Source organism: Candidatus Binataceae bacterium, from assembly GCA_035508495.1.
In the GTDB taxonomy this organism is placed as follows: Bacteria; Desulfobacterota; Binatia; order Binatales; family Binataceae; genus JASHPB01.
In genome coordinates this window covers 37,530-63,203 of record DATJMX010000025.1, presented here as the reverse complement: position 1 = coordinate 63,203, position 25,674 = coordinate 37,530, and the positions used below count along the sequence as shown (strand labels likewise).

Here is a 25,674-nt window from a genome sequence, read left to right as displayed (position 1 = left end):
CGTCGCAGCACGGCAAAGGAGAGTTATCGCGCGCTCGCCGATACTGCGCCGTCCGTGCTAAACGGGCGGTGGAGGTTCATCGCGATGAAGTTCGAGATGCTGGCCAGCGGCTATGGGCTCATCGAAGCGCCGCGCGTCGACGAGCAGGATCGGCTCTACTTCAGTGACGTACCTAATGGCGGCGTCTATCGACGCAATCCCGACGGCCGCATCGAGACCGTGATCCCGAAGCGGCGCGGTGTTGGCGGCATGATGTTCAACCAGGGCGGCGGCATCGTCACCACCGGACGCAGCCTCATCCTGTTCGATGAGCAGACCGCCAAGAGCCGAGACCTCTTCGCCGAATGGGACGGCAAGCCGCTGATGGGCCTCAACGATCTGACCACCAACGATCAGGGCAGCGTTTACAGCGGCAACCTCAATTTCGATCCGCTGAGCAACAACAAGCCGATCCCGGGCAGCCTGTTTCGAATCGATCCTCCCGGTAAAGCGACCAAGCTCTGGGACGGAATCGAAGTGACAAACGGTCTGGGTCTGAGCCCGAATCGCAAGATGCTTTATCACTCCGATTCTCCGACGCAGGCTGTATGGGTTTACGATGTCACCGCGGACGGCGGCGTGAAGGATCGACGCGTTTTCGCGAAGCTCCCCGAGGGGATGCCCGACGGCCTCGCGGTCGACGCGGAAGGCGGCGTATGGGTTGCGGCGGTGCGCGTCGGCGAGGTCGTTCACTTCGGCAACGATGGCGTCGTGAAGGAGCGCATCAAGTTTCCGGCCACGATGGTGACGAGCCTCACCTTCGGCGTTCGCGATCGCAATGATTTGTATGTCGTCACGGCGGACAACACTGAAGACGCCGCGCGCAAGGGCACGATCTGGAAGATGCGTGCGAGCGTGCCGGGACTACCGGTCCCCAACGCGCGCTTCTAAGGCGGAAGCGAAGCGGGTCGAGGCTCAAGGCTGACTGAGAATGATCGCGGCGACGCGCTGGCGTTGCTCCTGCGTCTCGTTCTGGTAATCGGTGCGTTCGCCTTCCGTTAGTTGATCGTTGGCGTTGTCAGCGTCGGACTCGCACTTGGCGAGATCGCGGTTGCGCTGGTCGACAACGGCCTGCATTCGCATGTCGATTGATAGATCCGGCGAACTGACGATTTCCGCGATCGAATCGTCGGAGCGTTTCATCGCGCTGAGCGTACATTCCTGCTCTTTGACTTTGACGCGGCCGGTTTCAGCCTGGAGATCGTCGAGCTGAACCGCGCGATTCGAAATTGGTGGCTCGCCACATCCCGCGACCGCGAACATCGCGATCGCCGCAATCGCAAGTGTGAATCGCCCAAGCTTCATCCGCATCAGGTAAAAAGCATCGCCACTCGCGCAGCCTACTATGAACCTGAAGTTCTGGCGAACGAACCGAAAAGGAATTGCGCATTTGCCCTGCGAATTCCAAACCTAAAAATCGAAAACTGGATTGGCTGAAATGAAAAGGGCGGTCCGGATCGACCGCCCTGGTTAGTTCTTCTCGTGGCAGAAAGCAATCAGCCAGCGGCGGCGCGCCTTTCGGTCTGCTCGCCTTCCTGCTTGCGGGCGCGCTTCTTGGGCTTCTTCTGCTGGGTCGTTTCTTCCTGGCCCGTGAACTCGATGATCGAGAGCATCGCAGCGTCGCCGCGGCGATGGCCGAACTTGATCACGCGGGTGTAGCCGCCGTTGCGATCCTTGTAGCGCGGCGCGATCTCATCGAACAGCTTCTTCACCATCTCGTGCGACTGAATGAAGTCAAACGCGCGGCGGCGTGCGGCGAGGTCGCCTTTCTTGCCGAGCGTGACCATGCGATCCGCCACGCGCCTGAGCTCTTTGGCCTTGGGATCGGTGGTCTTGATGCGGCCGTGACGAATCAGGCTCAGCACCATGTTCTTGAAGAGCGCCTTCCGATGCGAGGAAGTACGATTAAGTTTTCGTCCCTTGTTGAGGTGACGCATTTTACTGACTCACTCCGGGGCGGCAGGCTTACGCCGACTCGCGCCGCTCCTGTTCCTCCCACATCCGATCCAGCTCGCCGCGCGGCGGCAGGTTTTCCAGCCGCATGCCGAGCGAGAGTCCCATGTCGGCGAGGACTTCCTTGATCTCATTGAGCGACTTGCGCCCGAAGTTCTTGATGCGGAGCATGTCCTGCTCGGTGCGCTGCACCAGCTCGCCGATATACTTGATGTCCGCGTTCTGCAGGCCGTTGAAGGCGCGCACTGAAATCGGCAGCCCCTCGACCGGACGATAGAGCAGCTCGCTGATCGTGGGCCGCGTTTCGCCGGTCTCGATCGCCGCGCCCTGCGGAGCCGCTTCTTCCTCGACGCCCGCGAAAATCGTCATCTGATCGCGCAACACCCGCGCCGCGTAGGTGATCGCGTCACGCGGAGAGATCGAACCGTCGGTCCAGATTTCGATCGCAAGCCGATCGTAATCTGTGCGCTGGCCGACGCGCGCGTTGGTCACGACGAAGTTGACCTTGCGAATCGGCGAGAAGATCGCATCGAGACGAATGGTCCCGATTGGCTCCTCGTCATCGGTGCGCTCGCCCGGCACATAGCCGCGACCGCGCTTGATCACGAGTTCCATGTCGAGGTCGGCGCCCTTGTCGAGCGTCGCGATATGCCGATCGGGAGTGAGCACTTCAAGGCTCGGCCCGCCCGTGATATCACGCGCCGTGACGACGGCGTCACCTTTGACCTTAAGCGCAGCAGTCAGCTCGTCACCCTCGTGGAGCTTGAGCCGGACTTCCTTCAGGTTGAGGACGATATCAGTCACGTCCTCTTTGACTCCGGGCAGCGTCGAGAACTCGTGGAGCACGCCCTTGATCCGGACCGCCGTAATCGCAAAACCCGGCAGGGTTGAGAGCAGCACACGCCGCAGCGCGTTGCCGATCGTGATACCGTAGCCGCGCTCGAGCGGCTCGGCATAGAACTTACCGTAGGAAGGGGTAAGTTCCTTTTCTTCGAATTCAACCGCTTTGGGTTTGATGAGGTCTCGCCAATCGTTCTGCATAGTTCGATGATCTCTAAATGGAATTTGGAATTTTGGCGCCCCACGGGCTCACCACGAGCCGGGACGCCGAACCACTTCCTCCGCGCTATCTCGAGTAGTGTTCGACGATCAACTTTTCGCTTATCGGCATCGTCAGGTCGCCGCGCGTCGGCAGCGTTCTGAGCGAACCGCGGAACTGTTCACGTTCGAGCGCGATCCATGGCGGCACTCCGCGCCGCTGCGCCATCTCGATCGCCTCGGCAATCACCTTCTTGGTGCGGCTGCTCTCGGTGATACTCACGACGTCACCAACGGCGACCAGATACGAAGGTATGGTGACCTTCTTGGCGTTCACCTGATAATGACCGTGGCGCACGAGCTGGCGCGCCTGCGCCAGCGAGCTCGCGAAGCCGAGCCGATAAATCACGTTGTCAAGCCGCCGCTCGAGCAGTACCAGCAAGCTCTCGCCGGTGTTGCCAGGCAGGCGGTTGGCCTCTTCGAAGTAGGCTTCGAACTGCTTTTCCTGCAGGCCGTAGATGCGCTTGACTTTCTGTTTCTCGCGCAACCGGATTGCGAATTCGGAAAAGCGCGTGCGCGCCTGGCCGTGCGCTCCGGGCGGATAGTTACGCCGCTCGATCGCACACTTGTCGCTGTAGCATCGCTCTCCCTTTAAGAAGAGCTTAAGTCCCTCGCGCCGGCACAGCCGGCATACCGGACCAAGATTCCTGGCCACTTGCTATATCCCCTGGATCAGACGCGGCGCCGCTTGGGCGGTCGGCATCCGTTATGCGGAATCGGCGTCACGTCTTTAATCGAAATCACTCCGAGTCCCGCGGCTTGCAGCGCACGAACCGCCGATTCACGGCCGCCGCCGGGACCCTTCACGTATGCGATAACCGCGCGCATCCCAAATTCCTGGGTCTTGCGCGCCGCCGCCTCAGCCGCCATCTGCGCGGCAAACGGCGTACCCTTGCGCGATCCCTTGAAGCCGACAGACCCGGCGCTAGCCCACGATACGACCGTTCCCTGCGGATCAGTGATCGTCACGATCGTGTTGTTGAACGTCGCATGGATATGCGCGACGCCCTCGGGCACCATTCTGCGCACCTTGCGGCGGCGCGGCGCGGGTGCGGCGGCAGCTCCTGTTGCGGCTGCGGCTTTTTCCTGACCGGCAGCAGGCGGGGGGGCCTTCGCCTCTTCCTTGGTTTCTTTCTCGTCAGCCATCGTTCCTTCGTTCTCTCAATCACACGCGGCAATCAGGCCCTGCGCGGTTTGGTAATTAGCCCTTAGGCGGTGCCTGCTTCTTGCCTGCGACGATCTTGCGCGGTCCCTTGCGGGTGCGGGCGTTGGTATGGGTGCGCTGGCCGCGCACCGGAAGTCCGCGGCGATGGCGGATGCCGCGGTAGCATCCGAGATCCATCAGGCGCTTAATCGACTGCTGCACGTCGCGGCGCAAATCGCCTTCGACCTCGAAATCCTGGTCGATGATCTGGCGGATCCGCACTTGCTCATCGGCGCTGAGATCGTCGGTCTTGCGGGTCAGATCGACGTTGGCAGCGCTCAAAATCTTGATCGCGGAGGCGCGGCCGATCCCATAGATATAGGTCAGCGCAATTTCCATCCGCTTGTTCTTGGGCAGCTCGACACCGGCTATACGTGCCATAACTCGTGACCTTCTTAGCCCTGGCGCTGCTTATGACGCGGGTTCGAACAGAGGATTCGAATCACGCCCTGGCGGCGCACCACCTTGCAGTTCTTGCAAATCTTTTTAACGGAAGCTCGGACCTTCATTTCATCAACTCTTCGCTAGCGCATCCGATAGGTGATACGCCCGCGGGTTAAATCGTAAGGCGACAACTCGACGGTGACCTTGTCGCCGGGCAGAATCTTTATGTAATGCATCCGCATCTTGCCCGAGATATGGGCCAACACCTTGTGCCCATTGTCGAGCGTCACCCGAAACACCGCGTTGGGCAATGCTTCGTGAACCGTCCCCTGGACTTCGATCGCGTCGCCTTTAGACATTACCGAGCTCGCTTAGAATTTCCGGCCCGTTGTCGGTGATCGCGATGGAATGTTCAAAGTGGGCAGATAGTTTACCGTCCGCCGTTACCGCAGTCCACCCATCGCTGAGGATCTCCAAATCGGGGCTGCCCTCATTAACCATCGGTTCGATCGCCAGCGCCATCCCTTCGCGCAGCCGCGGATTCGGCATCCCGGGGCGGAAGTAGTTAGGAACCTGCGGCTCCTCATGAAGCCGCCGCCCGATACCGTGCCCGGCGAACTCCGTCACAACTGAGAATCCGGCGCCCTCCGCGACTTCCTGCACCGCGCGCCCGATATCGCTGATGCGATTGCCTGCCTTGGCCTGCGCGATTCCGGCATAGAGCGCTTCGCGTGTGACTTTGAGCAGGCGCTTGGCCTTCTCGGAGATTTCGCCGACGGGAACGGTGCGCGCCGAATCGCCGTAGAATCCCTGGTACACGACACCGAAATCGAGACTGACGATTTCGCCTTCCCTGAGTTTGCGGCCGCTCGGGATACCGTGGACGATTTCCTCGTTGACCGACACGCACAGCGTCTTCGGATAAACGACATCGCCCGGCTTATAGCCCTTGAATGCCGGCCGCGCGCCTTTCTTGAGCGTCAGCTCTTCGGCCAAAGCGTCGAGCTCGCCGGTGGTCACGCCAGGACGCACCTTGGCCGCGAGTTCCGCAAGGATCTCGGCCACGATTTGGCTCGCCTTGCGCATCACGGCGATTTCGGCCGGCGTTTTGAGCGTGATCATTGTTCTCTTCAATTCAAGCCGGCGAGCAAACGACGCTCGACGTCTTCGGGCTTACCTACACCATCGATCTGCGCGAGAATCCCAATCCGCCCATAGTATTCGATGAGCGGCCGGGTCGTGGCGGCATAAACCTTGAGCCGCTCGCGCACAGTTTCCTCGGCGTCGTCCTCGCGCTGATAGAGTTCACCGCCGCACTTGTCGCACAGGCCCGCCTCTTTGGGTGGCTCGAATGCGACGTGATACATCGCACCGCACTTCGTGCAGGTGCGCCGTCCTGAAATTCGCTTGACGAGTTCCTCATCGGGAACGTCGACTGCAATAACCTTATCGAGCGCCACTCCGGACGCGCCCAGCATCTTCGCCAGCGCTTCAGCCTGCGCCACGCTGCGCGGGAAGCCGTCGAGGATGAATCCGATTCGCGCATCTTCCTGCGCGATCCGTTCCGCGATCATTTTCAACACCAGCTCGTCCGGCACGAGCTGACCGCGGTCCATAAAACCTTGCGCCTCCCGGCCGAGCGGAGTCTTTTCCTTGACCGCCGCACGCAGGAGATCGCCGCTCGCGATTTGCGGGATCTCGAACTTCTCCCGCAGAATTCTCGCCTGGGTACCTTTGCCGGCCCCCGGCGGGCCGAGCAGCACCAGCCGCACGCGTTACGCACCCCGCCTTGATTTGACGCGCCCGCGTTTCATGAAACCCTCGTAGTTGCGCGTCAGCAGATGCGTTTCGATTTGCGCAACGGTATCGAGCGCGACTCCAACCACGATCAGGAGCGCTGTTCCGCCGAAGACGAACGGAACGTTGAATCGAGCAATCAGCAACGTCGGCAGGATGCAAACCAGACTAACATAGACCGCACCGCCGAGCGTAATCCGCGACAGCACCTTGTCGATATACTCGGCCGTGAAACGCCCCGGTCGGATACCCGGGATGAAGCCGCCGTACTTGCGCAGATTGTCGGCGACATCGACAGGGTTGAACGTCACCGCCGTATAAAAATAGCAGAAGAAGAAAATCAGGATGACGTAGAGACTGCTATAAACGAGGCTGCCCGGAGTCAGGTACGCCGTCGCGATATCTTTAAACCTCGGGATGAACTGCGCGATCGTCGCCGGAAAAATCAGAATCGAGGATGCGAAGATCGGCGGAATAACTCCCGATGTATTAATCTTGAGCGGCAGATGCGAGCTCTGGCCGCCGTACACGCGGCGTCCCTGCACGCGGCGCGCATACTGGATCGGAATCCGGCGCTGCGCCGTCTCGATATAGACGATTCCCGCGATGACCGCCGCCGCGATCGTCAGGATGATGATGAGCACGAAGAGGCTCATTTCACCGTTGCGCACGTAGTCGGTCGTCGTGCCGATCGCGCTCGGCAGGCGGGCGATAATGCCCGCCATGATGATCAGCGAGATTCCATTGCCGATACCGCGCTCGGTGATCTGCTCGCCGATCCACATCACGAACATCGTGCCCGCCGTGACGGTCAGCACGGTCATGATGATGAACGCGGGACCGGGATTGAGCACGATCGAGCCGCCGCCCGGTGCGGGCAGCTTCTGCAGCGAGTAGGCGATCATGCCGCCCTGCACGATCGCGAGACCGACAGTGCCATAGCGCGTGTATTGAGTGATCTTGCGCCGGCCCGCTTCGCCTTCTTTATACAGCTCGTCGATATACGGCGACGCGACCTTCAACAGGTCGAGAATGATCGCGACCGAGATGTACGGCATGATGCCGAGGGCGAAGACCGAGAAGCGCTCGAGCGCGCCGCCCGAGAACAGGTTGGCCCAGCCAAACAACGTGCCCTTGGCCTGCTCGAAGAACGAGGCGAGCGCCTGCCCGTCGATTCCAGGCGTCGGCACTGCCACGCCGAGTCGATACACGGCCAGCATAAAGGCTGTGAACAACAGCCTGCGGCGCAATTCCGGGATGCGCGAGGCGCTGCCGAAACCTTCAAGCATTGCTGCTCTGCGCTACCTCTTCGACACTGCCACCTGCATTGGCGATTTTCTCGCGCGCGCCCTTCGAGAACGCATCGGCGCGCACGGTCAGCTTCTTCTTGAGTTCCCCGTCTCCTAAAATCTTAACCTTGCGGCCGGTGGGCACAAGACCGCGCGCGGCGAGCGCCGCCGCATCGACAGTCGCGCCCTCGTCGAAATCGCCGAGACGATCGACATTGATGACAGCGTACTCATCGCGCCGCGCCGCGTTCTTCAGCAGCCGGCGGAAGCCGCGCTTGGGCAGGCGCCGCTGCAACGGCATCTGACCGCCTTCGTATCCCGGCGGCGTATTGCCTCCGGCGCGCGAGCCCTTGCCCTTATGACCGCGGCCTGAAGTCTTGCCGAGGCCCGAGCCGATCCCGCGACCGAGGCGCGTCTTGCGCTGAGTCGATCCGGGAGAAGGTTTGAGATCTCTGAGATTCATTTCAGTCCTTGAGTTCGATCACCAGGTGCTTCAGCCGCTTGACCATCCCTTCGACCGCGGGGGTGCGCTTGAGCTCACTCTCGCTGCCGATTTTGCGGAGGCCGAGGCCGCGGACCGTCTCGCGCACCCGCTGAGTGGTGCCGATCGGGCTATGAACAAGCTTCAGGCGGATTTTATCGGACATGCTCAAAGCTCCCGCGTCAGGCAGCCGCCGACGGCTCGGTCGGACGCTTGCGCAGTCCCGTGATATCCGAGCGCGAGCGCAGCTCCGTCAACGCCTCGAGCGTCGCCTTGACGAGATTGTGAGGATTAGACGAGCCGAGCCGCTTGGTCAGGATATTGCGGATACCGGCCAGCTCGACGACCGCACGCACGCCACCCGCCGCGATAACCCCGGTTCCTTCCGAAGCCGGACGCAAAACGACGCGCCCCGCGCCGAAGCGGCCGACGACTTCGTGAGGAATCGTGCCTTCGATAAGCGGCACGCGGATAAGGCTCTTCTTGGCGCGATCGACGCCCTTGCGAATCGCCTCAGGCACTTCGTTGGCCTTACCCAGGCCGAATCCTACGAGACCGTTCTGATCGCCCGCCACGACCAGCGCGCTGAAGCTGAAACGCCGGCCGCCCTTGACGACCTTGGCCACCCGGTTGATATGAACGACCTTTTCCTTGATCTCGAGGCCCTGCGGATCGATCCGCTGCGCCGTCGAACCCGCTCTTTCCAATCGTCGTGCGTTCAAAACTGTAACCCCGCCTCGCGCGCCGCGTCGGCCAGCGCCTTGACGCGTCCATGATAAAGAAAACCGTTGCGATCGAAGACCACGCTCTTGATTCCCGACTCGATGCATCGCGCGGCGATCGCCTTGCCGACCGCTTTGGCGGCCTCGACGCTGCGCTTGCTCTTGAGATCGCCGCTGAGCGCAGGAGTCATGGTCGAAGCTGCCACGATCGTGCGCCCGCTTTCGTCGGAGATCACCTGCGCATAAATATGATGCAGCGAGCGAAAGACCGACAGCCGCGGCTGCGTGTCCGTGCCGCGCGTTGTACGACGCACGCGATACTGGCGCGCCTTGCGTTTCTCAACTCGATTGAAAGCCATGGTCCTAATGCCTTACGACGCGCCGCCGCCCGCCGCCGCCTTACCGGCCTTGCGGCGAATCGTTTCAGTCGCGTATTTGATTCCCTTGCCCTTGTACGGCTCCGGCGGCCGCAATCCACGAATCTCGGATGCTACCGAACCCAGAACCTGCCGGTCCGCGCTCTCGAGCGTGATAACAACCTGTCTATCGACCTTGGCCGTCACGCTCGGTGGCAACTGGTAAACGATCGGATGCGAATAGCCGAGCGTCAGGTTGATATTGGTGCCTTTCACCTCGGCGCGATAGCCGACGCCGTTGATCTCGAGCACGCGCGTGAAGCCTTTGCCTACGCCTTCGACCATGTTGGCGATAAGCTTGCGCGTAAGCCCGTGGACCGAGCGCTGCTCGTTGCTATCGCCCGGCCGCTTGACGGTTATCTCGCCGTCATTGATCTGCACGTCGTAGCCGGCCGGCACCTTCATTTCGAGTTTGCCCTTTGGGCCTTCGACCTTGATCACACCACCGGCGAGATTCGCCTTGACGGTCTTGTCGAGGGTGATGGGCAATTTACCTATGCGTGACATCGTGTTACCAAACCCTGCAGAGGATTTCGCCGCCGACTTTTTTCCTGCGCGCCTCGCGCCCCGTCATCACGCCGAGCGGAGTCGACACGATTTGCACGCCCATCGCGCCGGTTGATTTGCCGATATCCTCGGCGCCCGCGTAGCGGCGCATGCTGGGGCGGCTGACGCGCTGGATGCCTTTGATAACCGGCTCGCGCGCCGCCGAGTAGCGCAGCTTCAGCATGAGCTGACGCTTGGGTATCTCACCGCCCACCTCGACGCCGTCGAGGAAGCCTTCGGTCTCGAGCACGCGGCAAATCGCCTCGCGCAGGCGCGAATGCGGCAGCGTCAGTTCGTTGTACCGCGCGCGCATCGCGTTGCGGATTCGCGTAAGCAGTTCTGCGATCGGATCGGTCTGCGACATATTCGGTCTCTTTACCAGCTCGCCTTTATGACGCCGGGCAGTTTGCCGCTGAGTGCGTTCTTGCGCAGGCACAGCCGGCACATCTTGAAGCGCCGGAAGTATGCGCGCGCGCGGCCGCACAGCGGACAACGATTGTAGCCCCGCGATTTGAACTTGGGCTTACGGGCCGCCTTGACCCGAAGACACGTCTTCGCCATGCGATTATCCCTGGGCCGCGGCCCGGTTCTCCGCCGTCACACCACGGAACGGCATCCCAAGCACGCGCAGCAGAGTCTGTCCCTCGAAATCGCTGTGCGCACTGGTAGTTATCGAAATCGTAAGTCCCTTCACCTTCTCGACCTTGTCGAGGTTGAGCTCGGGGAAAATCGTATGCTCGCGCAGGCCGAGCGAGTAATTACCGCGGCCGTCGAACGCCTTGTCGCTCACGCCGCGGAAGTCACGCACACGCGGCAGCGCGATATTGACGAGGCGGTCGTAGAATTCCCACATCCGCTCGCGCCGTAGCGTGACCATCACGCCGATCGGCATGCCCTGGCGCAGCTTGAAGTTCGATATCGCCTTGCGCGCGCGCGTCAGCACCGGCTTCTGCCCGGTGATCTGGCGCAGCTCTTCGACGGCGGCGTCGAGGATCTTCACGTTGTCGCGCGCCTCGTTGAGCGCCATGTTGATCGTGATCTTCTCAAGACGCGGCACCCGCATCTTGTTCTCGATCTTGAGCTCGCGCATCAGCGCGGGCGCAAGCTCCTGCTCGAAGCGGTCGCGCAATCGCGGCGGCAGCCTGGGCTCGGGCGGAGCTTCGGGAGCGGGCTCGGCAGCCGGTGCTGCGGCCTGCGCGCCCTTCTGCTCTTTGCGCTTAGCCTTGTCGCCCTTCTCGCCCCTGGGAGGCTTATTGGGCTGTTCGGTTTTCTCGGCCATTACTCGTTACCTAATGTTTCTCCGCAGCGGCGGCAGATTCGCGTCTTGTCGTCGCCGGTTCCCTTGATTCCGATCCGCACCGGAGCGTTGCAGCGGTCGCACATGATCATGACATTGGAAATGTCGATCGCCGCTTCCTTCTCCACGATACCGCCGGGGCTGGTCGCGCCCTTGGGCTTGCTGTGCCGCTTGACGATGTTGAGCCGTTCGACGACGACGCGACCCCTCTCGGGCAGCACGCGCATCACCTTGCCGGTTTTGCCGCGCTCGCGCCCGGCAACAACCATCACCAGGTCGTTCTTGCGAATCTTGAACTTCGCCTTATTTCCCGTCCTTGCCGCCATCACAGTACCTCTGGCGCCAGCGAGATGATCTTGAGAAAGCGCTTGGCGCGGAGTTCGCGAGCGACGGGGCCAAAGATACGCGTGCCGATCGGCTCGTGATCCTTGTCCAGCAGCACGGCGGAGTTGCCGTCGAAGCGGATATAGCTGCCGTCGCCGCGGCTGATCTCTTTGGCAGTGCGCACGATAACCGCGCGCGACACGTCGCCCTTCTTGACCTTGGCATTGGGGATCGCTTCTTTGACGGCGACCACGATAATGTCGCCCACCGTCGCGTAGCGCCGGCGCGATCCACCGAGCACCTTGATACACATCACTTTGCGCGCGCCCGAATTGTCGGCTACGTCGAGCACTGTCTGGGTCTGAATCATCGCCCGTCACCCTGCCCGGCGGGCGAGCACTTTGCTCACGCGCCAACGTTTATTCTTCGACAGCGGACGCGATTCGATGATCACGACGCGGTCGCCTTCGCGGCACTCGGCCTTCTCGTCATGCGCCATCAGGCGGCGGCGCTGCTTGAGCCGCTTGCCGTAAAGCGGATGCTCGACCAGGCGATCGACCTGGACCACCACCGTCTTGGTCATCTTGGCGGAGACCACCGTGCCCTCGCGCCGTTTGATTCGATCCCGCATCAGCCTGCCTTCTTGTCCGCGGCCTTCTCGGCGCGGTTCTTCTCACCAATCAAGGTCATGATACGCGCCAGCTCCTTGCGCGCAGTCTGATAGCCGACGCGGCTTTCGAGCTGATTCGTTCGTAGTTTCAATCTCAAGCGGAACAGTTCCTCGCGCGTCTCGCGTTCCTTGACGCGAAGATCGGCCGCCGACATCTGTCTGAGTTCGCTAAGCTCCAAAGGCCCCTACCTCGCGTTCGATGAAGATGGTCTTGATCGGCAGCTTATGCGCCGCAAGCCGCATCGCTTCGGTCGCTGTCGCCTTGTCGACGCCTTCCATCTCGAACAGAATTCGTCCCGGCCTCACCACCGCCGTCCATCCTTCGGGCGAGCCCTTGCCTTTGCCCATGCGGGTTTCAGCCGGCTTCTTGGTGAAGGGCTTGTCGGGAAACACGCGAATCCATACGCGGCCGCCGCGCTTGATATGACGCGTCAGCGCGATACGGGCAGCCTCGAGCGCACGCGCATCGACGCGCGCGGTCTCGACGGCCTTCAGTCCGAAGTCGCCGAACGCGAGAGTCAGCCCGCGCGACTCGGCGCCGGTGACCCGGCCCTTCTGGATCTTGCGCCACTTAACTTTCTTGGGTTGGAGCATGATCTTTCGGTGCTAGCCCGCTTGGGCCTGCGAACCACTCCGCTTCAAATCCTCTTCGCGGCGGGTCAGAATCTCGCCGCGGAAAATCCATACTTTGACGCCGATCACGCCGTAGGTCGTGCGTGCTTCGGCAAACCCGTAGGCGACGTCGGCGCGCAGCGTCTGCTGCGGCACGCGGCCCTCGCGATACCATTCCTGGCGCGCGATTTCCGCGCCGCCGAGGCGTCCCGCGACGTGAACCTTCACGCCCAGCGCGCCCATCCGCATCGCGCGCGTCACGGCTTCTTTCATCGCGCGGCGAAACGCGACGCGGCGCTCGAGCTGGAGCGCGATATTCTCAGCCACCAGCTGCGGGTCAAGATCGGGGCGGCGCACTTCGTGAATATTGATGAAAGCCTCTTTGCCTTTCATCAGCTTGGCGACGTCGGTCTTGAGCTTGTCGATCTCGGCGCCTTTCTTACCGATAACGATTCCGGGCCGCGCCGTGTGGATATTGATCTTGGCCTTGTTGGCCATGCGCTCGATTTCGATACGCGAGATACCGGCGTGATAGAGCCGCTTCTTGATAAAGTCGCGCAGCTTCAGATCTTCGTGCAAAAGTGCCGCGTAGTCGTGGCTCGAATACCAGCGCGAATCCCAGTTCTCGATCACGCCGAGGCGAAAGCCGCGCGGATGTGTCTTCTGACCCATGCCTTATTCCTTCTCGTCCACGACCACCGTCAGATGGCTCGAGCGTTTGTGAATCGGCGTCGCATGCATATGCGCGCGCGTAATCGAGCGCTTCCAGGTCGGACCGGTGTCGGCGGTGGCGCGCTTGACGTAAAGCTTATCTTCATCGACGTTCTGTTGATCGCGCGCATTGGCAACCGCCGAGAGCAGGGTTTTCGACACGAAGCGCGCCGCCTTCTTGGGCGTGAACTCCAGGATCGAGAGCGCCTGCTCGACGCGCTTGCCGACCACGAGATCGCACACGAGCTTCAGCTTGCGCGGCGAAATCCGGACATGACGATGACGTGCCAGGGCTTCCATTACTCATCAACTCCGAAGATTTAGCGCCCCTGCGGCGGCGCGGCCGGCGCCGCGGCCGACTTCACTTCGCCCTTGCGGTCGCCCGCATGGCCGTGAAAGGTGCGTGTGGGCGAGAACTCGCCGAGCTTGTGACCCACCATGTTCTCGGTGCAATACACGGGCACGAACTTGTGACCGTTGTGGACCGCGAAGGTCAGCCCAATCATGTCGGGCACGATCATCGAGCGGCGCGACCAGGTGCGGATAATCCGCTTGTCGCCCGCGCCCGAGGCAACCTCGACCTTTTTCTTGAGGTGCTCGTCCAGAAACGGGCCTTTTTTTTGTGATCTCATGGTCTAATGCTTCCCGCGCGGCCGGCGGCTCACGATGTACTGATCCGACGGCTTCTTCTTGCGCGTCTTGTAGCCCTTGGCTGGCGTCCCCCACGGCGACTGCGGCTGATTGCCCTTGGAGCGGCCTTCGCCGCCACCGTGCGGATGGTCAACCGGGTTCATCGCGATGCCGCGCACATGACCGCGCTGTCCCATCCATCGCATCCGTCCGGCTTTGCCGATCGAAATATTTTCGTAGTCGAGATTGCCGACCTGGCCGATCGTCGCGCGGCATTCCGCCAGCACCATCCGCTGCTCGCCCGAGGGAAGCTTGAGCAGCGCGAACTTGCCTTCTTTCGCCATCAACTGCGCTTGCGTTCCCGCACCGCGCGCGAGCTGGGCACCGGCGCCCGGCTTCATCTCGATCGCGTGAACGATCGTGCCGACCGGGATATGACGCAGCTTGAGCGCATTGCCAGGCTTGATATCGGCCTTCTCACCGGTTTCGATCTGGGTGCCGACCTTGAGCCCGTCGGGCGCCAGGATGTAGCGCTTCTCGCCGTCGGCGAAATGCAGCAGCGCAATATTCGCCGAACGATTCGGATCGTACTCGAGCGCCGCCACGATGGCCGGCACGCCGTCCTTGTTGCGCTTGAAATCGATAACGCGCAGGCGCCGCTTGTGACCGCCGCCTCGATGACGAATTGTCATGCGGCCGAGATTGTTGCGTCCGCCCGAGCGCTTGACGGGTTTCAGCAGGCTCTTCTCGGGCTCCTTGTTGGTGAGGTCCGAGAAATCGGCAATCTGCATGAAGCGCTGGCCCGGGGTGCGCGGATTTAGCTGAATAACTGCCATCTTAGTCGCTCGTTATACGCCCTCGAAGAATTCGATCCGGTCGCCGTCCTTCAAAGTGACGTACGCTTTCTTCCAATCCATCTGGCGGCCGCGAATCGCGCCCCGGCGCCGCTCCTTGCCCATCTGGTTGAGCGTGCGCACCTTGAGCACCGTGACTTTGAACAGCTGCTCAATCGCCTCGCGGATATGGTCCTTGCTCGCGGCGGCGCGCACGCGGAACACGACCTGGTTGCCCTTGGTGCCGGCGATCGTGCCCTTTTCGGTGATGACCGGCGACATGATGATGCTATCGGGACTCATCGCGCCTCTCCGCCGAGCCGCTCTTCAATTGCCTTGGCGGTCTTGGTCGTCATCACGAGTTCGTCGTAGTTGAGCACGTCGTAAACATTCAGCCCGGCAAGCGCCAACACCTTGTGAGCGGCCAAATTTCGCGCCGCGCGCAGGAACTGCTCTTCGCCATCGCCGAGAATGATCAGGGCATGCTTGACGCCGAGCTTTTCGAGCGCGGCCTTCGCCACCTTGGTCTTGGGCTCCGACAGATCGAGCGATTCGACGACCAGCATCTTGCCGTTCCTGGCGCGATCGGAAATCGCAACGCAGAGCGCCGCACGCCACGCCTTCTTCGGCATCTTGTACGAATAGTCGCGGGGCAAAGGGCCGAAGATCGTTCCGCCGTGACGCCATATCGGGGACCTGGTCGACCCCGCGCGCGCCCGGCCCGTGCCCTTCTGCCGCCACGGCTTGCGTCCGCCGCCCGAGATAAGTCCGCGGGTCTTGGTCGACGCGGTGCCCGCGCGCCGGTTCGCGAGCTGCATCCTGACCGCTTCGTGAAGCAGCGATTCGTGGCCCTCGTGCGCGAAGATCGCGCCGGCGACTTCGAACTCGCCGACCTTTTCGTGCGTAGCCGAAAAGAGCGGCACTTTCACCGAACTAACCTGCTCGCTCATTTCAGGCATTGCTCTTCACCTGTGACTTGCGCCGCGGCCGCGAGGCATGACGAACGACGACGAAGGTTCCTCTCGGTCCCGGAATCGCGCCCGACACCACTATCGCGTTGTCGTCGGGCAAAAGCTCGACCACTTCGAGGTTCTGCACCGTGACGCGCTCGTTGCCCATCTGGCCCGCCATCCTGAGGCCCTTGCGCACGCGGCCGGGATAGGAACGGTTACCGATCGATCCGCCGTGGCGGAAATACTCGTGCGTACCGTGCGAGCCGGGGAATCCTGCGAAGTGATGCCGCCGGATAACGCCCGCGTAGCCCTGACCTCTCGACACGCCTTCGACGTCGATCTGGTCGCCGGCCTTGAACACGTCGCCCGCGGCGATCGCCTGGCCAAGCGTGATCTCAACTTCGCCGCGCCGCTTGAACTCGAGCGACTTCACGCCCGCCGCCACGTTGGCCTTCGCGAAATGGCCGCGCAGTGCGTGGCTGACTCGCGTCAGCTTTCTTTTGCCGAACGTGACCTGCACGGCTTCATAGCCGTCGGTCGGCTCGGTTTTGAGCTGGCTCACAGTGCATGGCCCGAGCGTAATCACACTGGCAGCGCGGACTCGGCCCGCGCCGTCAATCACCTGGGTCATCCCAATTTTCTTGCCGATCAATCCGTTAAGCATCGGCCCTACTCGAGCTTGATCTCGACGTCGACGCCGGCGGCAAGGTCGAGCTTGCCGAGCGCGTCGATCGTCTGCTGCGTCGGCTCGAGCACGTCGAGCAGGCGCTTGTGAGTGCGAATTTCAAAATGCTCGCGCGACTTCTTGTCGACGTGCGGCGAGCGGTTAACTGTGAAACGCTCCACCCGGGTCGGCAGCGGGATCGGTCCAGCCACCCGGCCGCCGGTGCGGCGGATGGTATCGACGATCTCGCGAACCGACTGATCGAGCAGGCGGTAGTCGTACGCCTTAAGACGTATTCGGATCTTCTCGTTCATTCTTCGTACCGCGCTCGATTCCTACGCGTTCAACTCCTAACCAGGTGAAACAGGTTGCTTACTTTGCGATCTCTTACTTTATGATCTTCGCGACCACGCCGGCGCCGACGGTGCGGCCGCCCTCGCGAATAGCGAAGCGCAGTCCCTCGTCCATCGCGACCGGAGTGATCAGCTCGCCAACGATCTTGATGTTATCGCCGGGCATGACCATCTCGGTGCCCTCGGGCAGATTCAGCACGCCCGTGACGTCCGTGGTACGGAAATAAAACTGCGGCCGATAACCGTTGAAGAACGGCGTATGCCGTCCGCCCTCGTCCTTGGTCAGGATGTAGGCCGTAGCCTCGAACTGGGTATGCGGCGTGATCGAGCCGGGCTTGGCCAGCACCTGTCCGCGTTCGACGTCTTCGCGCTTCAGACCGCGCAGCAACACGCCGACGTTGTCTCCAGCCTGGCCTTCATCGAGCAGCTTGCGGAACATTTCGACGCCGGTCACTACAGTCTTCTGCGTGTCCTTGAAGCCTACGATCTCGACTTCCTCGCTGACCTTGACCGCGCCTTTTTCGATACGTCCCGTGACGACGGTGCCGCGGCCGGAGATCGAGAACACGTCTTCGATCGGCATCAGGAATGGCTTCTCGATCTCGCGCTTGGGCTGCGGCACGTAGTTGTCGACCGCGTCCATCAGCTCGAGAATCGGCTTGCAGTTGGCGCAGTCTTCCTTGCCGCATCCGCAGTTGAGCGCGTTGAGCGCGCTGCCGCGAATCACGGGGACATCGTCGCCGGGATAGTCGTACTTCTTCAAAAGGTCGCGGACTTCGAGCTCGACCAGGTCGAGGAGCTCGGGGTCATCAACCATATCGACCTTGTTCATGAACACGACGATCGAAGGCACGCCGACCTGGTGGGCGAGCAGGATATGCTCGCGGGTCTGCGGCATCGGGCCGTCGTTGGCGCCGACCACCAGGATCGCGCCGTCCATCTGCGCCGCGCCGGTGATCATGTTCTTGATGTAGTCGGCGTGGCCCGGGCAATCGACGTGAGCATAGTGCCGCTTGGCGGTTTCGTATTCGACGTGCGCGATCGCGATCGTGATACCACGCTCGCGCTCTTCAGGCGCCTTGTCGATCTTGTCGAAGGCCATGAACTCGGCAAGCTTCTTCGATGCCAGCACCTTGGTAATCGCCGCGGTTAACGTGGTTTTGCCGTGGTCGATATGGCCGATGGTGCCGACGTTGGCGTGCGGCTTGGTGCGTTCAAACTTAGCCTTGCCCATGTTCTTCCCTCCGAATTAGGAGCATCTCCTTAACTGGTTCTGATCACGACGCTTTCTTGGTCGCCGTGAGTTCCTCAAAAATGTTCTGCGGCACCGCTTCATAGGCGCCGAACTGCATCGTGTAATTGGCGCGGCCCTGCGTCATCGAACGCAGCCGCGTCGCGTAACCAAACATCGTGGCGAGCGGCACCCGCGCTTCGATCACCTGCGCGCCGGCACGGGTCTCCATGTCGAGCACCTTGCCGCGCCGCGAGCTGAGATCGCCGATCACGTCGCCCATGAATTCCTGCGGCGTCACGACTTCGACGTCCATCACAGGCTCGAGCATGACCGGCTGAGCCTTCTCGCAGCATTCCTTGAATGCCATCGAGCCCGCGATCTTGAACGCGAGTTCCGACGAATCGACTTCGTGATACTTGCCGTCGAGCACGGTCGCCTTGATATCGACCATCGGATAGCCCGCGACGACGCCGTTTTCCATCGCTTCCTGCACGCCGTCTTCGATCGCCGGAATGAAGTTGCGAGGGATGGAGCCGCCCTTGGTCGCATCGACGAATTCGAATCCGCTGCCCTTGCCGAGCGGCTCGATCAAAAGCTCGACGACGCCGAACTGGCCGTGACCGCCGCTCTGGCGCACGAACTTGCCCTCGGCCTCCGATGCCTTGCGAATCGTCTCGCGATACGCAACCTGCGGCTTGCCGATATTCGCATCGACCTTGAACTCGCGCAGCATACGATCGACGATAATTTCAAGATGCAGCTCGCCCATCCCGGAGATCAGCGTCTGCGCCGTTTCCTTGTTCACGCTCACGCGGAACGACGGGTCTTCCTTGGCCAGCTTCTGGAGCGCTTCGGAAAGCTTCTCCTGGTCGGCCTTGGTCTTAGGCTCGATCGCGATCTGGATAACGGGCTCGGGGAACTCGATCGACTCAAGGACGATCGGCTGTCCCGGATCGCACAGCGTGTCGCCAGTCGTGGTGTCGCGCAGACCGACGGCGCAAATATCGCCCGCGTAAATCTCGGTCAGCTCTTCGCGCTTGTTCGCGTGCATCTTGAAGATACGGCCGATACGCTCGCGCTTCTGCTTGGTCGAGTTGAGCACCGCCACGCCGCTTTCGAGCTTGCCCGAATAGACGCGCAGGAAGGTCAGCGTGCCGAGATACGGATCGGTCATGATCTTGAAGGCGAGCGCGGCAAACGGCGCGTCATCGCGCGGCCATCGTTCTTCAACCTTGTCATCGACCTTGCCGATAACAGGCGGTAGATCGAGCGGCGACGGCAGAAAATCGATGACGGCGTCGAGCATCGGCTGCACGCCCTTGTTCCGAAACGCGGTGCCGCACAGCACCGGCGTCACGAACATCTTTAAAGTGGCGGCGCGCACCGCGGCCCTGAGCGCCTCGTCGTCGGGCTGCTTGCCCTCGAGGTAGAGCTCCATCAGATGCTCGTCGTGATCGGCGAGCGTCTCGATCATCTTGTCGCGCCATCCGGCCGCCGTCTCTTTGAGATCGTCGGGAATTTCGTCGATGCGATATTCGGCGCCAAGCGCATCGCTGTCCCAAATCAACGCCTTCATCGTGATCAGATCGATGACGCCTCGGAACTTTTCTTCGGCGCCGATCGGATACTGAATCGGCAGCGGCGTCGCCTTCAGCTTGTCGCGCATCTCCTGTACGACGCGCTCGAACTCGGCGCCCACGCGATCCATCTTGTTGACGAACGCGACGCGCGGCACGCGATACTTGTCAGCCTGACGCCACACGGTCTCGGACTGCGGCTCGACGCCGCCGACCGCGCAGAACACCGCGACCGCGCCGTCGAGGACGCGCAGCGAGCGCTCGACTTCGATCGTGAAATCGACGTGACCCGGCGTATCGATGATGTTGATACGATGGTCCTTCCAAAAGCAGGTCGTGGCGGCCGAGGTTATCGTGATACCGCGCTCCTGCTCCTGCACCATCCAATCCATCGTCGCGGTGCCTTCGTGCACCTCGCCGATCTTGTAGTTGATGCCGGTGTAGAAAAGGACACGCTCGGTGGTCGTGGTTTTGCCCGCATCGATGTGGGCCATGATCCCGATATTGCGGACCCGTTCTATTGGCGTCTGCCGAGGCATAAAAACAGCCTTTGGTTACTCTCGAATTACCAGCGGTAGTGCGCGAACGCGCGGTTGGCGTCCGCCATACGATGAGTGTCTTCGCGTTTCTTAACTGCGCCGCCGCGATTCGCCGCGGCTTCGAGGATTTCCGCCGCCAGCCGCTCCGCCATCGACTTCTCGCCACGTGCACGCGCTGCGGTAACCAACCAGCGCATCGCGAGTGAGTTGCGGCGTACCGGCCGAACCTCGACCGGAACCTGGTAGTTGGCGCCGCCGACGCGGCGCGAACGAACTTCGACCGCCGGACGAACGTTCTCGAGCGCGCGCTTGAAGACGACCAGACCGTCTTCCTTGGAGCGAGTGGCGACGACGTCGAGCGCGCCATAGAAAATGTTCTCGGCGAGCGACTTCTTGCCCCGCTCCATGACAACGTTCATGAACTTCGCCACGGTGCGATCGTGATACTTGGGATCGGCCGGAACTTCCCGGACGCGAATTTGGCCTTTACGCGACATATGATTACTTAGGCTTCTTCGATCCGTACTTGGAGCGGCCCTTCTTGCGCTCCTGCACGCCGATTGAATCGAGCGTACCGCGGATCACGTGATAGCGAACGCCGGGCAGATCGCGCACGCGGCCGCCGCGGATCAACACGACCGAGTGCTCCTGCAAATTGTGGCCGACGCCGGGGATATAGGTATTAACCTCGATCCCGTTGGAGAGCCTGACGCGCGCAACCTTGCGCAGCGCCGAGTTGGGCTTCTTGGGCGTCGTGGTCTTGACCTGCGTGCAGACGCCGCGTTTCTGCGGCGAGCCCTGCAACGCACGGGCCTTGACCTTGTAGCGCTTCTTGACGCGCGCCTGGCGTATCAACTGGTTAATCGTCGGCACGTTACTTTTCCGTTCTCTCTCGTCGTAACCGCGCGCCCGCAAAAGGAGCCTTCTTCACTCACGCATCGCGCTCACGGGAGCGCATCTTCAGCAGGCTTTGCTTAGGTAAGGGCGCGGTTGTTCAAACAAACCCCCCAAGGGCAGAAGCGCCCTTGGGGGAAACAGTATATCTACGGTACGGCAGGGCGGCTGTCAATCACCGCCCGGCGCCACCCGGAGCCACGGCGGCCGGAAGCTCAGTTTTTTCGAGATCTTCCGCCTGCTCGGACCCTTCGACCTTCACCACCATCTGGTTGTAGCTCGGGAGTCCCGTGCCCGCCGGTATCAACCGGCCCATGATCACGTTCTCCTTGAGTCCAACGAGACGGTCTATCTTGCCATTGATCGCCGACTCAGTCAGCACGCGCGTAGTTTCCTGGAACGACGCCGCCGAGATGAAGCTCTCCGTCGAGAGCGACGCCTTCGTGATACCGAGGAGAAGCGGTTCCGCAATCGCGGGCTCGCCACCCTTGGTCAACACGCGTCCATTCTCTTCGTCGAAGCGCCACTTCTCGACCTGGTCGCCGACCAGGAAATCGGTGTCACCCACTTCCTTGATTCGGACGCGACGCAGCATCTGCCGCACGATCACTTCGATGTGCTTGTCGTTGATACGCACGCCCTGGAGGCGGTAGATCTCCTGGATTTCATCGACCAGGTACTTCGCCAGCGCCTTCTCGCCGAGGATCGTCAGGATGTCATGCGGATTCGACGAGCCTTCCATCAGAGGCTCGCCGGCCTTGATCATGTCGCCCTCGTGAACGCCGATATGCTTGCCCTTGGGGATCAGGTACTCGCGCGGTTCGCCGACTTCGGGCGTCACGACGACCTTGCGCTTGCCCTTGGTATCCTTGCCGAAGGAGACCTGGCCGTCGATTTCCGAGATGACAGCGAACTCCTTGGGCTTGCGCGCTTCGAACAACTCCGCGACGCGCGGCAGACCACCGGTGATGTCCTTGGTCTTGGTCGTTTCGCGCGGGATCTTGGCCAGGATGTCTCCCGCTTTGACGGGAGTGCCCTCAGGGATGTTGATATAGGCCCCGACGGGCAGGAAGTATCGCGCAACGTTGTTCGAGTTGGGCAGCTTGGCAGTCTTGTTGGTCTCGTCCTTGATCGAGATACGCGGGCGCGCGTCGAGATCCTTGAACTCGACGATAACGTTGGAACGCGCGCCGGTGCGTTCATCGACGCGTTCCTCCATCGTTTTGCCCTCGGCGATATCGCCGTACTTCGCGATACCGGGGACTTCGGTGATGATCGGCGTCGTGTACGGATCCCATTCGGCGATAAGCTCGTTGGCCGACACGTCGTCGCCTTCGTGCTTGTAGAGCTTGGCGCCGTAAACCAGTGGATAGCGCTCGCGCTCGCGCTCGCGCGTCACTCCGTCTTCGCCCTTGACGCGCGCCGCGATCACGACTTCGCCGTGCCGCGACATCACAACCCAGGTCTTGCGGCCGCCCTTGGCCTCCTCGGCGTTCTTCACTTCGACGAGGTTGACGCCGTGCAGGCGCACGACACCTTCGTTGCGCACTTCGAGCGTGGTCTGCTCGGCGCGCCGGCTCGCGGTACCGCCGATATGGAAGGTCCGCATCGTGAGCTGCGTGCCAGGCTCGCCGATCGACTGCGCGGCAATAATTCCGATCGCTTCGCCGAGGTTAACCTGGTGTCCACGGCCGAGATCGCGGCCGTAGCATTTCACGCATACGCCCTGGCGCGACTGGCAGGTGAGCACCGACCGGATCTTGGTCCGCTCGACGCCGCCGTCCTCGATACGCCGCACCTTGTCCTCGTCGATCATCTCGTTGGCGCTGACCAGCACTTCGCCGGTGAACGGATCGCGCACCTCTTCGAGCGCGACGCGTCCCAGCACGCGGTCGCCGAGTGCCTCGATGATCTCGCCGCCCTCGACCAGCGGCGCCATGTCGATACCGTCGAGCGTGCCGCAATCGTCCTCGGTGATAATCGAGTCCTGCGCCACGTCAACCAGCCGCCGCGTCAGGTAACCTGAGTTGGCGGTTTTGAGCGCCGTGTCGGCGAGACCTTTGCGCGCCCCGTGGGTCGAGGTGAAGTACTCACCGACCGTCAGACCTTCGCGGAAGTTCGCCGTGATCGGCGTCTCGATAATTTCGCCCGACGGCTTCGCCATCAGACCGCGCAGTCCCGCGAGCTGACGTATCTGCTGCTCGGAGCCGCGCGCGCCGGAGTCGGCCATGATGAAGATCGGATTGAATGACGGTCCCGAAACTTCCTTGCCGTCCTTGTCCTTGCCGAAGACCTGGGTCGAGAGGCCTTTGATAACGGCGCCGCCGATCTGGTCCTGAACGTCGGCCCAGATGTCGACAACCTTGTTGTAGCGCTCGCCGTCGGTGATCACGCCGTTGTTGTACTGCTGCTGAATCTCGCTGACTTCCTTGCGCGCGCTGTCCAGCAGATGCGCCTTCTGGCTCGGAATCGTCATGTCCTTGATGGAGATGGAAATTCCGGCCTTGGTCGCGAACTCGTAGCCGATATCCTTCAGGCGGTCGGCGAAGATGACCGTCGATTTGTTGCCGGAGCGGCGATACACGGTATCGATCAGGTTGCCGAGCTCCTTCTTCTTCATGGTCTTGTTGACCTCGGCGAAGGGGAGCTCGTCCGGAACGATCTCATAGAGCAGCACGCGGCCGACCGTCGTCGTAATACGCTCGTAGACGGGAACTGGCGGCTGCTTGGACTTGCCCTTGCCGTTGGGCGCGGCAGTCTCGGCGCCTTCGGCCATCCGCGGCGTCATGCGCACGATTACCTTCGCATGCAAATCGACTTCGCCGTGATCGTAGGCGATCCGGACTTCGTCGGGGCTCGCGAAGAACTTGCCGTCGCCCTGCGCCAGCGGCTTCTCGCGCGTCATGTAATAGAGCCCCAGCACCATGTCCTGGGTCGGCACGATAACCGGCTTGCCCGACGCTGGTGACAGGATGTTATTGGTCGACATCATGAGCGCGCGCGATTCGACCTGCGCTTCGATCGAGAGCGGCACGTGCACCGCCATCTGATCGCCGTCGAAGTCGGCGTTGTAGGCGACGCAGACCAGCGGATGAAGCTGGATGGCCTTGCCCTCGATCAGCACCGGCTCGAACGCCTGGATACCAAGCCGATGCAGCGTCGGCGCGCGGTTGAGCAGCACCGGATGCTCGCGGATAACCTCGTCGAGGATATCCCAAACGTCCTTGCCCTCTTTCTCGACCATCTTCTTGGCGCTCTTGATGGTCGTGACGTAGCCCTTTTCCTCGAGCTTGTTGTAGATGAACGGCTTGAACAGCTCGAGCGCCATCTTCTTGGGCAGTCCGCACTGATGCAGCCGGAGCTCGGGGCCGACGACGATTACCGAGCGGCCCGAGTAATCGACGCGCTTGCCGAGCAGGTTCTGCCGGAAACGTCCCGACTTGCCCTTGAGCATGTCGGAGAGCGACTTCAGCGGACGCTTGGACGGACCCGTGATCGCGCGGCCGCGGCGGCCGTTATCGAACAGCGCATCGACCGCTTCCTGCAGCATCCGCTTTTCGTTGCGGATAATGATGTCGGGCGCGTTCAGCTCGATAAGCCGCTTCAACCGGTTGTTGCGGTTGATAACCCGGCGATACAGATCGTTGAGATCGGATGTGGCAAAGCGGCCGCCGTCGAGCGGAACCAGAGGACGCAGATCCGGCGGAATGACCGGCAGGATCGTGAGAATCATCCACTCGGGCTTGTTGCCCGACTCGCGGAACGCGTTGACGACTTTGAGCCGCTTGGCGACTTTTTTCCGCCGCGCCTCGCTCGCCGTAGATTTCATCTCGGCGCGCAGTTCTTCGGAGAGCTGATCGAGACCGAGCTGACCGAGCAGGCCGCGCACGGCCTCGGCGCCCATCTCGGCCTTGAAGCCGTCGGCATACTGCTCGCGCGCCTCGCGATACTTGCGCTCGGTGAGGAGCTCTTTGTATTGCAGCGGCGTCTCGCCCGCGTCGGTCACGACGTAGCACTCGAAGTAGAGAACCTTTTCGAGTTCCTTGAGCGTCATGTCGAGCAGGGTGCCGATACGCGAGGGCAGCGAGCGCAGGAACCAGATGTGCGCGACGGGCGCGGCCAGGTCGATATGACCCATGCGCTCGCGCCGCACCTTGGACTGAATAACTTCGACGCCGCACTTTTCGCAGACGACGCCGCGATGGCGCATGCGCTTGTACTTGCCGCAGTTACATTCGTAGTCCTTGGTCGGCCCGAAAATCTTTGCGCAGAACAAGCCGTCGCGTTCGGGCTTGAACGTGCGATAGTTAATCGTCTCGGGCTTCTTCACCTCGCCATGCGACCACGACCGGATCATTTCCGGCGACGCGATCGAAATCCGGATCGCGTTGAACGCCAGCGGGTTCTTGGGCTTCTCAAATACGCCGAAGAGATCTTCCATCTATAACTCCCTG

38 protein-coding genes are annotated in these 25,674 nt (G+C 61.7%); 1 reads left to right on the top strand and 37 read right to left on the bottom strand.

The window, feature by feature from the left end; translation table 11 throughout:
* The first annotated feature begins 84 nt into the window (after window positions 1-84).
* The gene (locus tag VMA09_08955; GenBank protein ID HUA33718.1) at window positions 85-930 is read left to right on the top strand and encodes an SMP-30/gluconolactonase/LRE family protein; all 846 of its coding nucleotides are present in this window, start codon (window positions 85-87) and stop codon (window positions 928-930) included.
* Window positions 931-954: 24 nt separating this feature from the next.
* Here the strand turns inward: VMA09_08955 and VMA09_08950 are convergent, their stop codons facing one another.
* From VMA09_08950 to rpoC, 37 genes are all read right to left on the bottom strand, one after another.
* Window positions 955-1,350 (bottom strand): hypothetical protein, encoded by a 396-nt coding sequence (locus VMA09_08950; protein HUA33717.1) that lies wholly within the window; start codon window positions 1,348-1,350, stop codon window positions 955-957.
* Window positions 1,351-1,535: 185 nt separating this feature from the next.
* The gene (gene rplQ, locus VMA09_08945; protein ID HUA33716.1) at window positions 1,536-1,976 is read right to left on the bottom strand and encodes a 50S ribosomal protein L17; all 441 of its coding nucleotides are present in this window, start codon (window positions 1,974-1,976) and stop codon (window positions 1,536-1,538) included.
* A gap of 28 nt (window positions 1,977-2,004) precedes the next feature.
* Entirely contained in the window at window positions 2,005-3,033 is a 1,029-nt protein-coding gene (locus tag VMA09_08940; GenBank protein HUA33715.1) for a DNA-directed RNA polymerase subunit alpha, read from the bottom strand.
* 85 nt (window positions 3,034-3,118) lie between these two features.
* Complete coding sequence (rpsD, locus tag VMA09_08935; GenBank protein HUA33714.1) at window positions 3,119-3,745, bottom strand: 30S ribosomal protein S4; 627 nt, start codon at window positions 3,743-3,745, stop codon at window positions 3,119-3,121.
* A 17-nt stretch (window positions 3,746-3,762) separates the two neighbouring features.
* Window positions 3,763-4,236 (bottom strand): 30S ribosomal protein S11, encoded by a 474-nt coding sequence (gene rpsK / locus VMA09_08930; protein HUA33713.1) that lies wholly within the window; start codon window positions 4,234-4,236, stop codon window positions 3,763-3,765.
* A gap of 55 nt (window positions 4,237-4,291) precedes the next feature.
* On the bottom strand, window positions 4,292-4,675 hold the full coding sequence (gene rpsM, locus VMA09_08925; GenBank protein ID HUA33712.1) for a 30S ribosomal protein S13: 384 nt from the start codon (window positions 4,673-4,675) through the stop codon (window positions 4,292-4,294).
* Between the two features lie 14 nt (window positions 4,676-4,689).
* On the bottom strand, window positions 4,690-4,803 hold the full coding sequence (rpmJ, locus tag VMA09_08920) for a 50S ribosomal protein L36 (protein ID HUA33711.1): 114 nt from the start codon (window positions 4,801-4,803) through the stop codon (window positions 4,690-4,692).
* Window positions 4,804-4,818: 15 nt separating this feature from the next.
* On the bottom strand, window positions 4,819-5,037 hold the full coding sequence (gene infA / locus VMA09_08915) for a translation initiation factor IF-1 (protein HUA33710.1): 219 nt from the start codon (window positions 5,035-5,037) through the stop codon (window positions 4,819-4,821).
* On the bottom strand, window positions 5,030-5,800 hold the full coding sequence (gene map, locus VMA09_08910) for a type I methionyl aminopeptidase (protein HUA33709.1): 771 nt from the start codon (window positions 5,798-5,800) through the stop codon (window positions 5,030-5,032). The genes infA and map overlap by 8 nt, the downstream gene beginning before the upstream one ends.
* Window positions 5,801-5,808: 8 nt before the next feature.
* Complete coding sequence (locus VMA09_08905; GenBank protein HUA33708.1) at window positions 5,809-6,450, bottom strand: adenylate kinase; 642 nt, start codon at window positions 6,448-6,450, stop codon at window positions 5,809-5,811.
* Between the two features lie 3 nt (window positions 6,451-6,453).
* Window positions 6,454-7,764: a preprotein translocase subunit SecY gene (secY, locus tag VMA09_08900; GenBank protein ID HUA33707.1), complete on the bottom strand. Its 1,311-nt coding sequence runs from the start codon at window positions 7,762-7,764 to the stop codon at window positions 6,454-6,456.
* Complete coding sequence (gene rplO, locus VMA09_08895) at window positions 7,757-8,227, bottom strand: 50S ribosomal protein L15 (protein ID HUA33706.1); 471 nt, start codon at window positions 8,225-8,227, stop codon at window positions 7,757-7,759. Before rplO ends, secY begins: the two co-directional genes overlap by 8 nt.
* Window position 8,228: 1 nt before the next feature.
* Window positions 8,229-8,411, bottom strand: coding sequence for a 50S ribosomal protein L30 (gene rpmD / locus VMA09_08890; protein ID HUA33705.1), 183 nt, complete (start codon window positions 8,409-8,411; stop codon window positions 8,229-8,231).
* A gap of 16 nt (window positions 8,412-8,427) precedes the next feature.
* Window positions 8,428-8,952 (bottom strand): 30S ribosomal protein S5, encoded by a 525-nt coding sequence (rpsE, locus tag VMA09_08885; protein HUA33704.1) that lies wholly within the window; start codon window positions 8,950-8,952, stop codon window positions 8,428-8,430.
* Between the two features lie 11 nt (window positions 8,953-8,963).
* A complete protein-coding gene (gene rplR / locus VMA09_08880; GenBank protein HUA33703.1) occupies window positions 8,964-9,326 on the bottom strand; it encodes a 50S ribosomal protein L18 in 363 nt (120 codons plus the stop codon).
* A gap of 12 nt (window positions 9,327-9,338) precedes the next feature.
* The gene (rplF, locus tag VMA09_08875) at window positions 9,339-9,890 is read right to left on the bottom strand and encodes a 50S ribosomal protein L6 (GenBank protein HUA33702.1); all 552 of its coding nucleotides are present in this window, start codon (window positions 9,888-9,890) and stop codon (window positions 9,339-9,341) included.
* 4 nt (window positions 9,891-9,894) lie between these two features.
* On the bottom strand, window positions 9,895-10,293 hold the full coding sequence (gene rpsH, locus VMA09_08870) for a 30S ribosomal protein S8 (GenBank protein HUA33701.1): 399 nt from the start codon (window positions 10,291-10,293) through the stop codon (window positions 9,895-9,897).
* An 11-nt stretch (window positions 10,294-10,304) separates the two neighbouring features.
* On the bottom strand, window positions 10,305-10,490 hold the full coding sequence (locus tag VMA09_08865) for a type Z 30S ribosomal protein S14 (protein HUA33700.1): 186 nt from the start codon (window positions 10,488-10,490) through the stop codon (window positions 10,305-10,307).
* Window positions 10,491-10,494: 4 nt separating this feature from the next.
* On the bottom strand, window positions 10,495-11,058 hold the full coding sequence (gene rplE / locus VMA09_08860) for a 50S ribosomal protein L5 (GenBank protein HUA33699.1): 564 nt from the start codon (window positions 11,056-11,058) through the stop codon (window positions 10,495-10,497).
* A gap of 149 nt (window positions 11,059-11,207) precedes the next feature.
* Window positions 11,208-11,552 (bottom strand): 50S ribosomal protein L24, encoded by a 345-nt coding sequence (rplX, locus tag VMA09_08855; protein HUA33698.1) that lies wholly within the window; start codon window positions 11,550-11,552, stop codon window positions 11,208-11,210.
* On the bottom strand, window positions 11,552-11,920 hold the full coding sequence (gene rplN, locus VMA09_08850) for a 50S ribosomal protein L14 (GenBank protein HUA33697.1): 369 nt from the start codon (window positions 11,918-11,920) through the stop codon (window positions 11,552-11,554). The genes rplX and rplN overlap by 1 nt, the downstream gene beginning before the upstream one ends.
* A 6-nt stretch (window positions 11,921-11,926) precedes the next feature.
* Window positions 11,927-12,181, bottom strand: a complete 255-nt coding sequence (gene rpsQ, locus VMA09_08845; GenBank protein HUA33696.1) for a 30S ribosomal protein S17 — start codon at window positions 12,179-12,181, stop codon at window positions 11,927-11,929.
* The gene (gene rpmC, locus VMA09_08840) at window positions 12,181-12,399 is read right to left on the bottom strand and encodes a 50S ribosomal protein L29 (GenBank protein ID HUA33695.1); all 219 of its coding nucleotides are present in this window, start codon (window positions 12,397-12,399) and stop codon (window positions 12,181-12,183) included. The genes rpsQ and rpmC overlap by 1 nt, the downstream gene beginning before the upstream one ends.
* A complete protein-coding gene (gene rplP, locus VMA09_08835; GenBank protein HUA33694.1) occupies window positions 12,389-12,814 on the bottom strand; it encodes a 50S ribosomal protein L16 in 426 nt (141 codons plus the stop codon). Before rplP ends, rpmC begins: the two co-directional genes overlap by 11 nt.
* A 12-nt stretch (window positions 12,815-12,826) precedes the next feature.
* Window positions 12,827-13,504, bottom strand: a complete 678-nt coding sequence (gene rpsC, locus VMA09_08830; protein ID HUA33693.1) for a 30S ribosomal protein S3 — start codon at window positions 13,502-13,504, stop codon at window positions 12,827-12,829.
* A gap of 3 nt (window positions 13,505-13,507) precedes the next feature.
* Window positions 13,508-13,843 (bottom strand): 50S ribosomal protein L22, encoded by a 336-nt coding sequence (gene rplV / locus VMA09_08825; protein HUA33692.1) that lies wholly within the window; start codon window positions 13,841-13,843, stop codon window positions 13,508-13,510.
* Window positions 13,844-13,863: 20 nt separating this feature from the next.
* Entirely contained in the window at window positions 13,864-14,175 is a 312-nt protein-coding gene (gene rpsS, locus VMA09_08820; GenBank protein HUA33691.1) for a 30S ribosomal protein S19, read from the bottom strand.
* Between the two features lie 3 nt (window positions 14,176-14,178).
* Window positions 14,179-15,009, bottom strand: coding sequence for a 50S ribosomal protein L2 (gene rplB, locus VMA09_08815; protein HUA33690.1), 831 nt, complete (start codon window positions 15,007-15,009; stop codon window positions 14,179-14,181).
* Window positions 15,010-15,021: 12 nt separating this feature from the next.
* Window positions 15,022-15,309: a 50S ribosomal protein L23 gene (gene rplW / locus VMA09_08810; GenBank protein HUA33689.1), complete on the bottom strand. Its 288-nt coding sequence runs from the start codon at window positions 15,307-15,309 to the stop codon at window positions 15,022-15,024.
* Window positions 15,306-15,956, bottom strand: coding sequence for a 50S ribosomal protein L4 (gene rplD / locus VMA09_08805; protein HUA33688.1), 651 nt, complete (start codon window positions 15,954-15,956; stop codon window positions 15,306-15,308). Before rplD ends, rplW begins: the two co-directional genes overlap by 4 nt.
* Window position 15,957: 1 nt before the next feature.
* Window positions 15,958-16,623, bottom strand: a complete 666-nt coding sequence (gene rplC / locus VMA09_08800) for a 50S ribosomal protein L3 (protein ID HUA33687.1) — start codon at window positions 16,621-16,623, stop codon at window positions 15,958-15,960.
* A 5-nt stretch (window positions 16,624-16,628) separates the two neighbouring features.
* Entirely contained in the window at window positions 16,629-16,937 is a 309-nt protein-coding gene (gene rpsJ / locus VMA09_08795) for a 30S ribosomal protein S10 (GenBank protein ID HUA33686.1), read from the bottom strand.
* A 73-nt stretch (window positions 16,938-17,010) separates the two neighbouring features.
* On the bottom strand, window positions 17,011-18,210 hold the full coding sequence (gene tuf / locus VMA09_08790) for an elongation factor Tu (protein ID HUA33685.1): 1,200 nt from the start codon (window positions 18,208-18,210) through the stop codon (window positions 17,011-17,013).
* 43 nt (window positions 18,211-18,253) lie between these two features.
* Window positions 18,254-20,326, bottom strand: coding sequence for an elongation factor G (fusA, locus tag VMA09_08785; GenBank protein ID HUA33684.1), 2,073 nt, complete (start codon window positions 20,324-20,326; stop codon window positions 18,254-18,256).
* A 26-nt stretch (window positions 20,327-20,352) separates the two neighbouring features.
* On the bottom strand, window positions 20,353-20,823 hold the full coding sequence (gene rpsG, locus VMA09_08780; protein ID HUA33683.1) for a 30S ribosomal protein S7: 471 nt from the start codon (window positions 20,821-20,823) through the stop codon (window positions 20,353-20,355).
* A 4-nt stretch (window positions 20,824-20,827) separates the two neighbouring features.
* Entirely contained in the window at window positions 20,828-21,199 is a 372-nt protein-coding gene (gene rpsL / locus VMA09_08775) for a 30S ribosomal protein S12 (GenBank protein HUA33682.1), read from the bottom strand.
* A 196-nt stretch (window positions 21,200-21,395) separates the two neighbouring features.
* Entirely contained in the window at window positions 21,396-25,661 is a 4,266-nt protein-coding gene (rpoC, locus tag VMA09_08770) for a DNA-directed RNA polymerase subunit beta' (protein ID HUA33681.1), read from the bottom strand.
* Window positions 25,662-25,674: the final 13 nt, after the last annotated feature.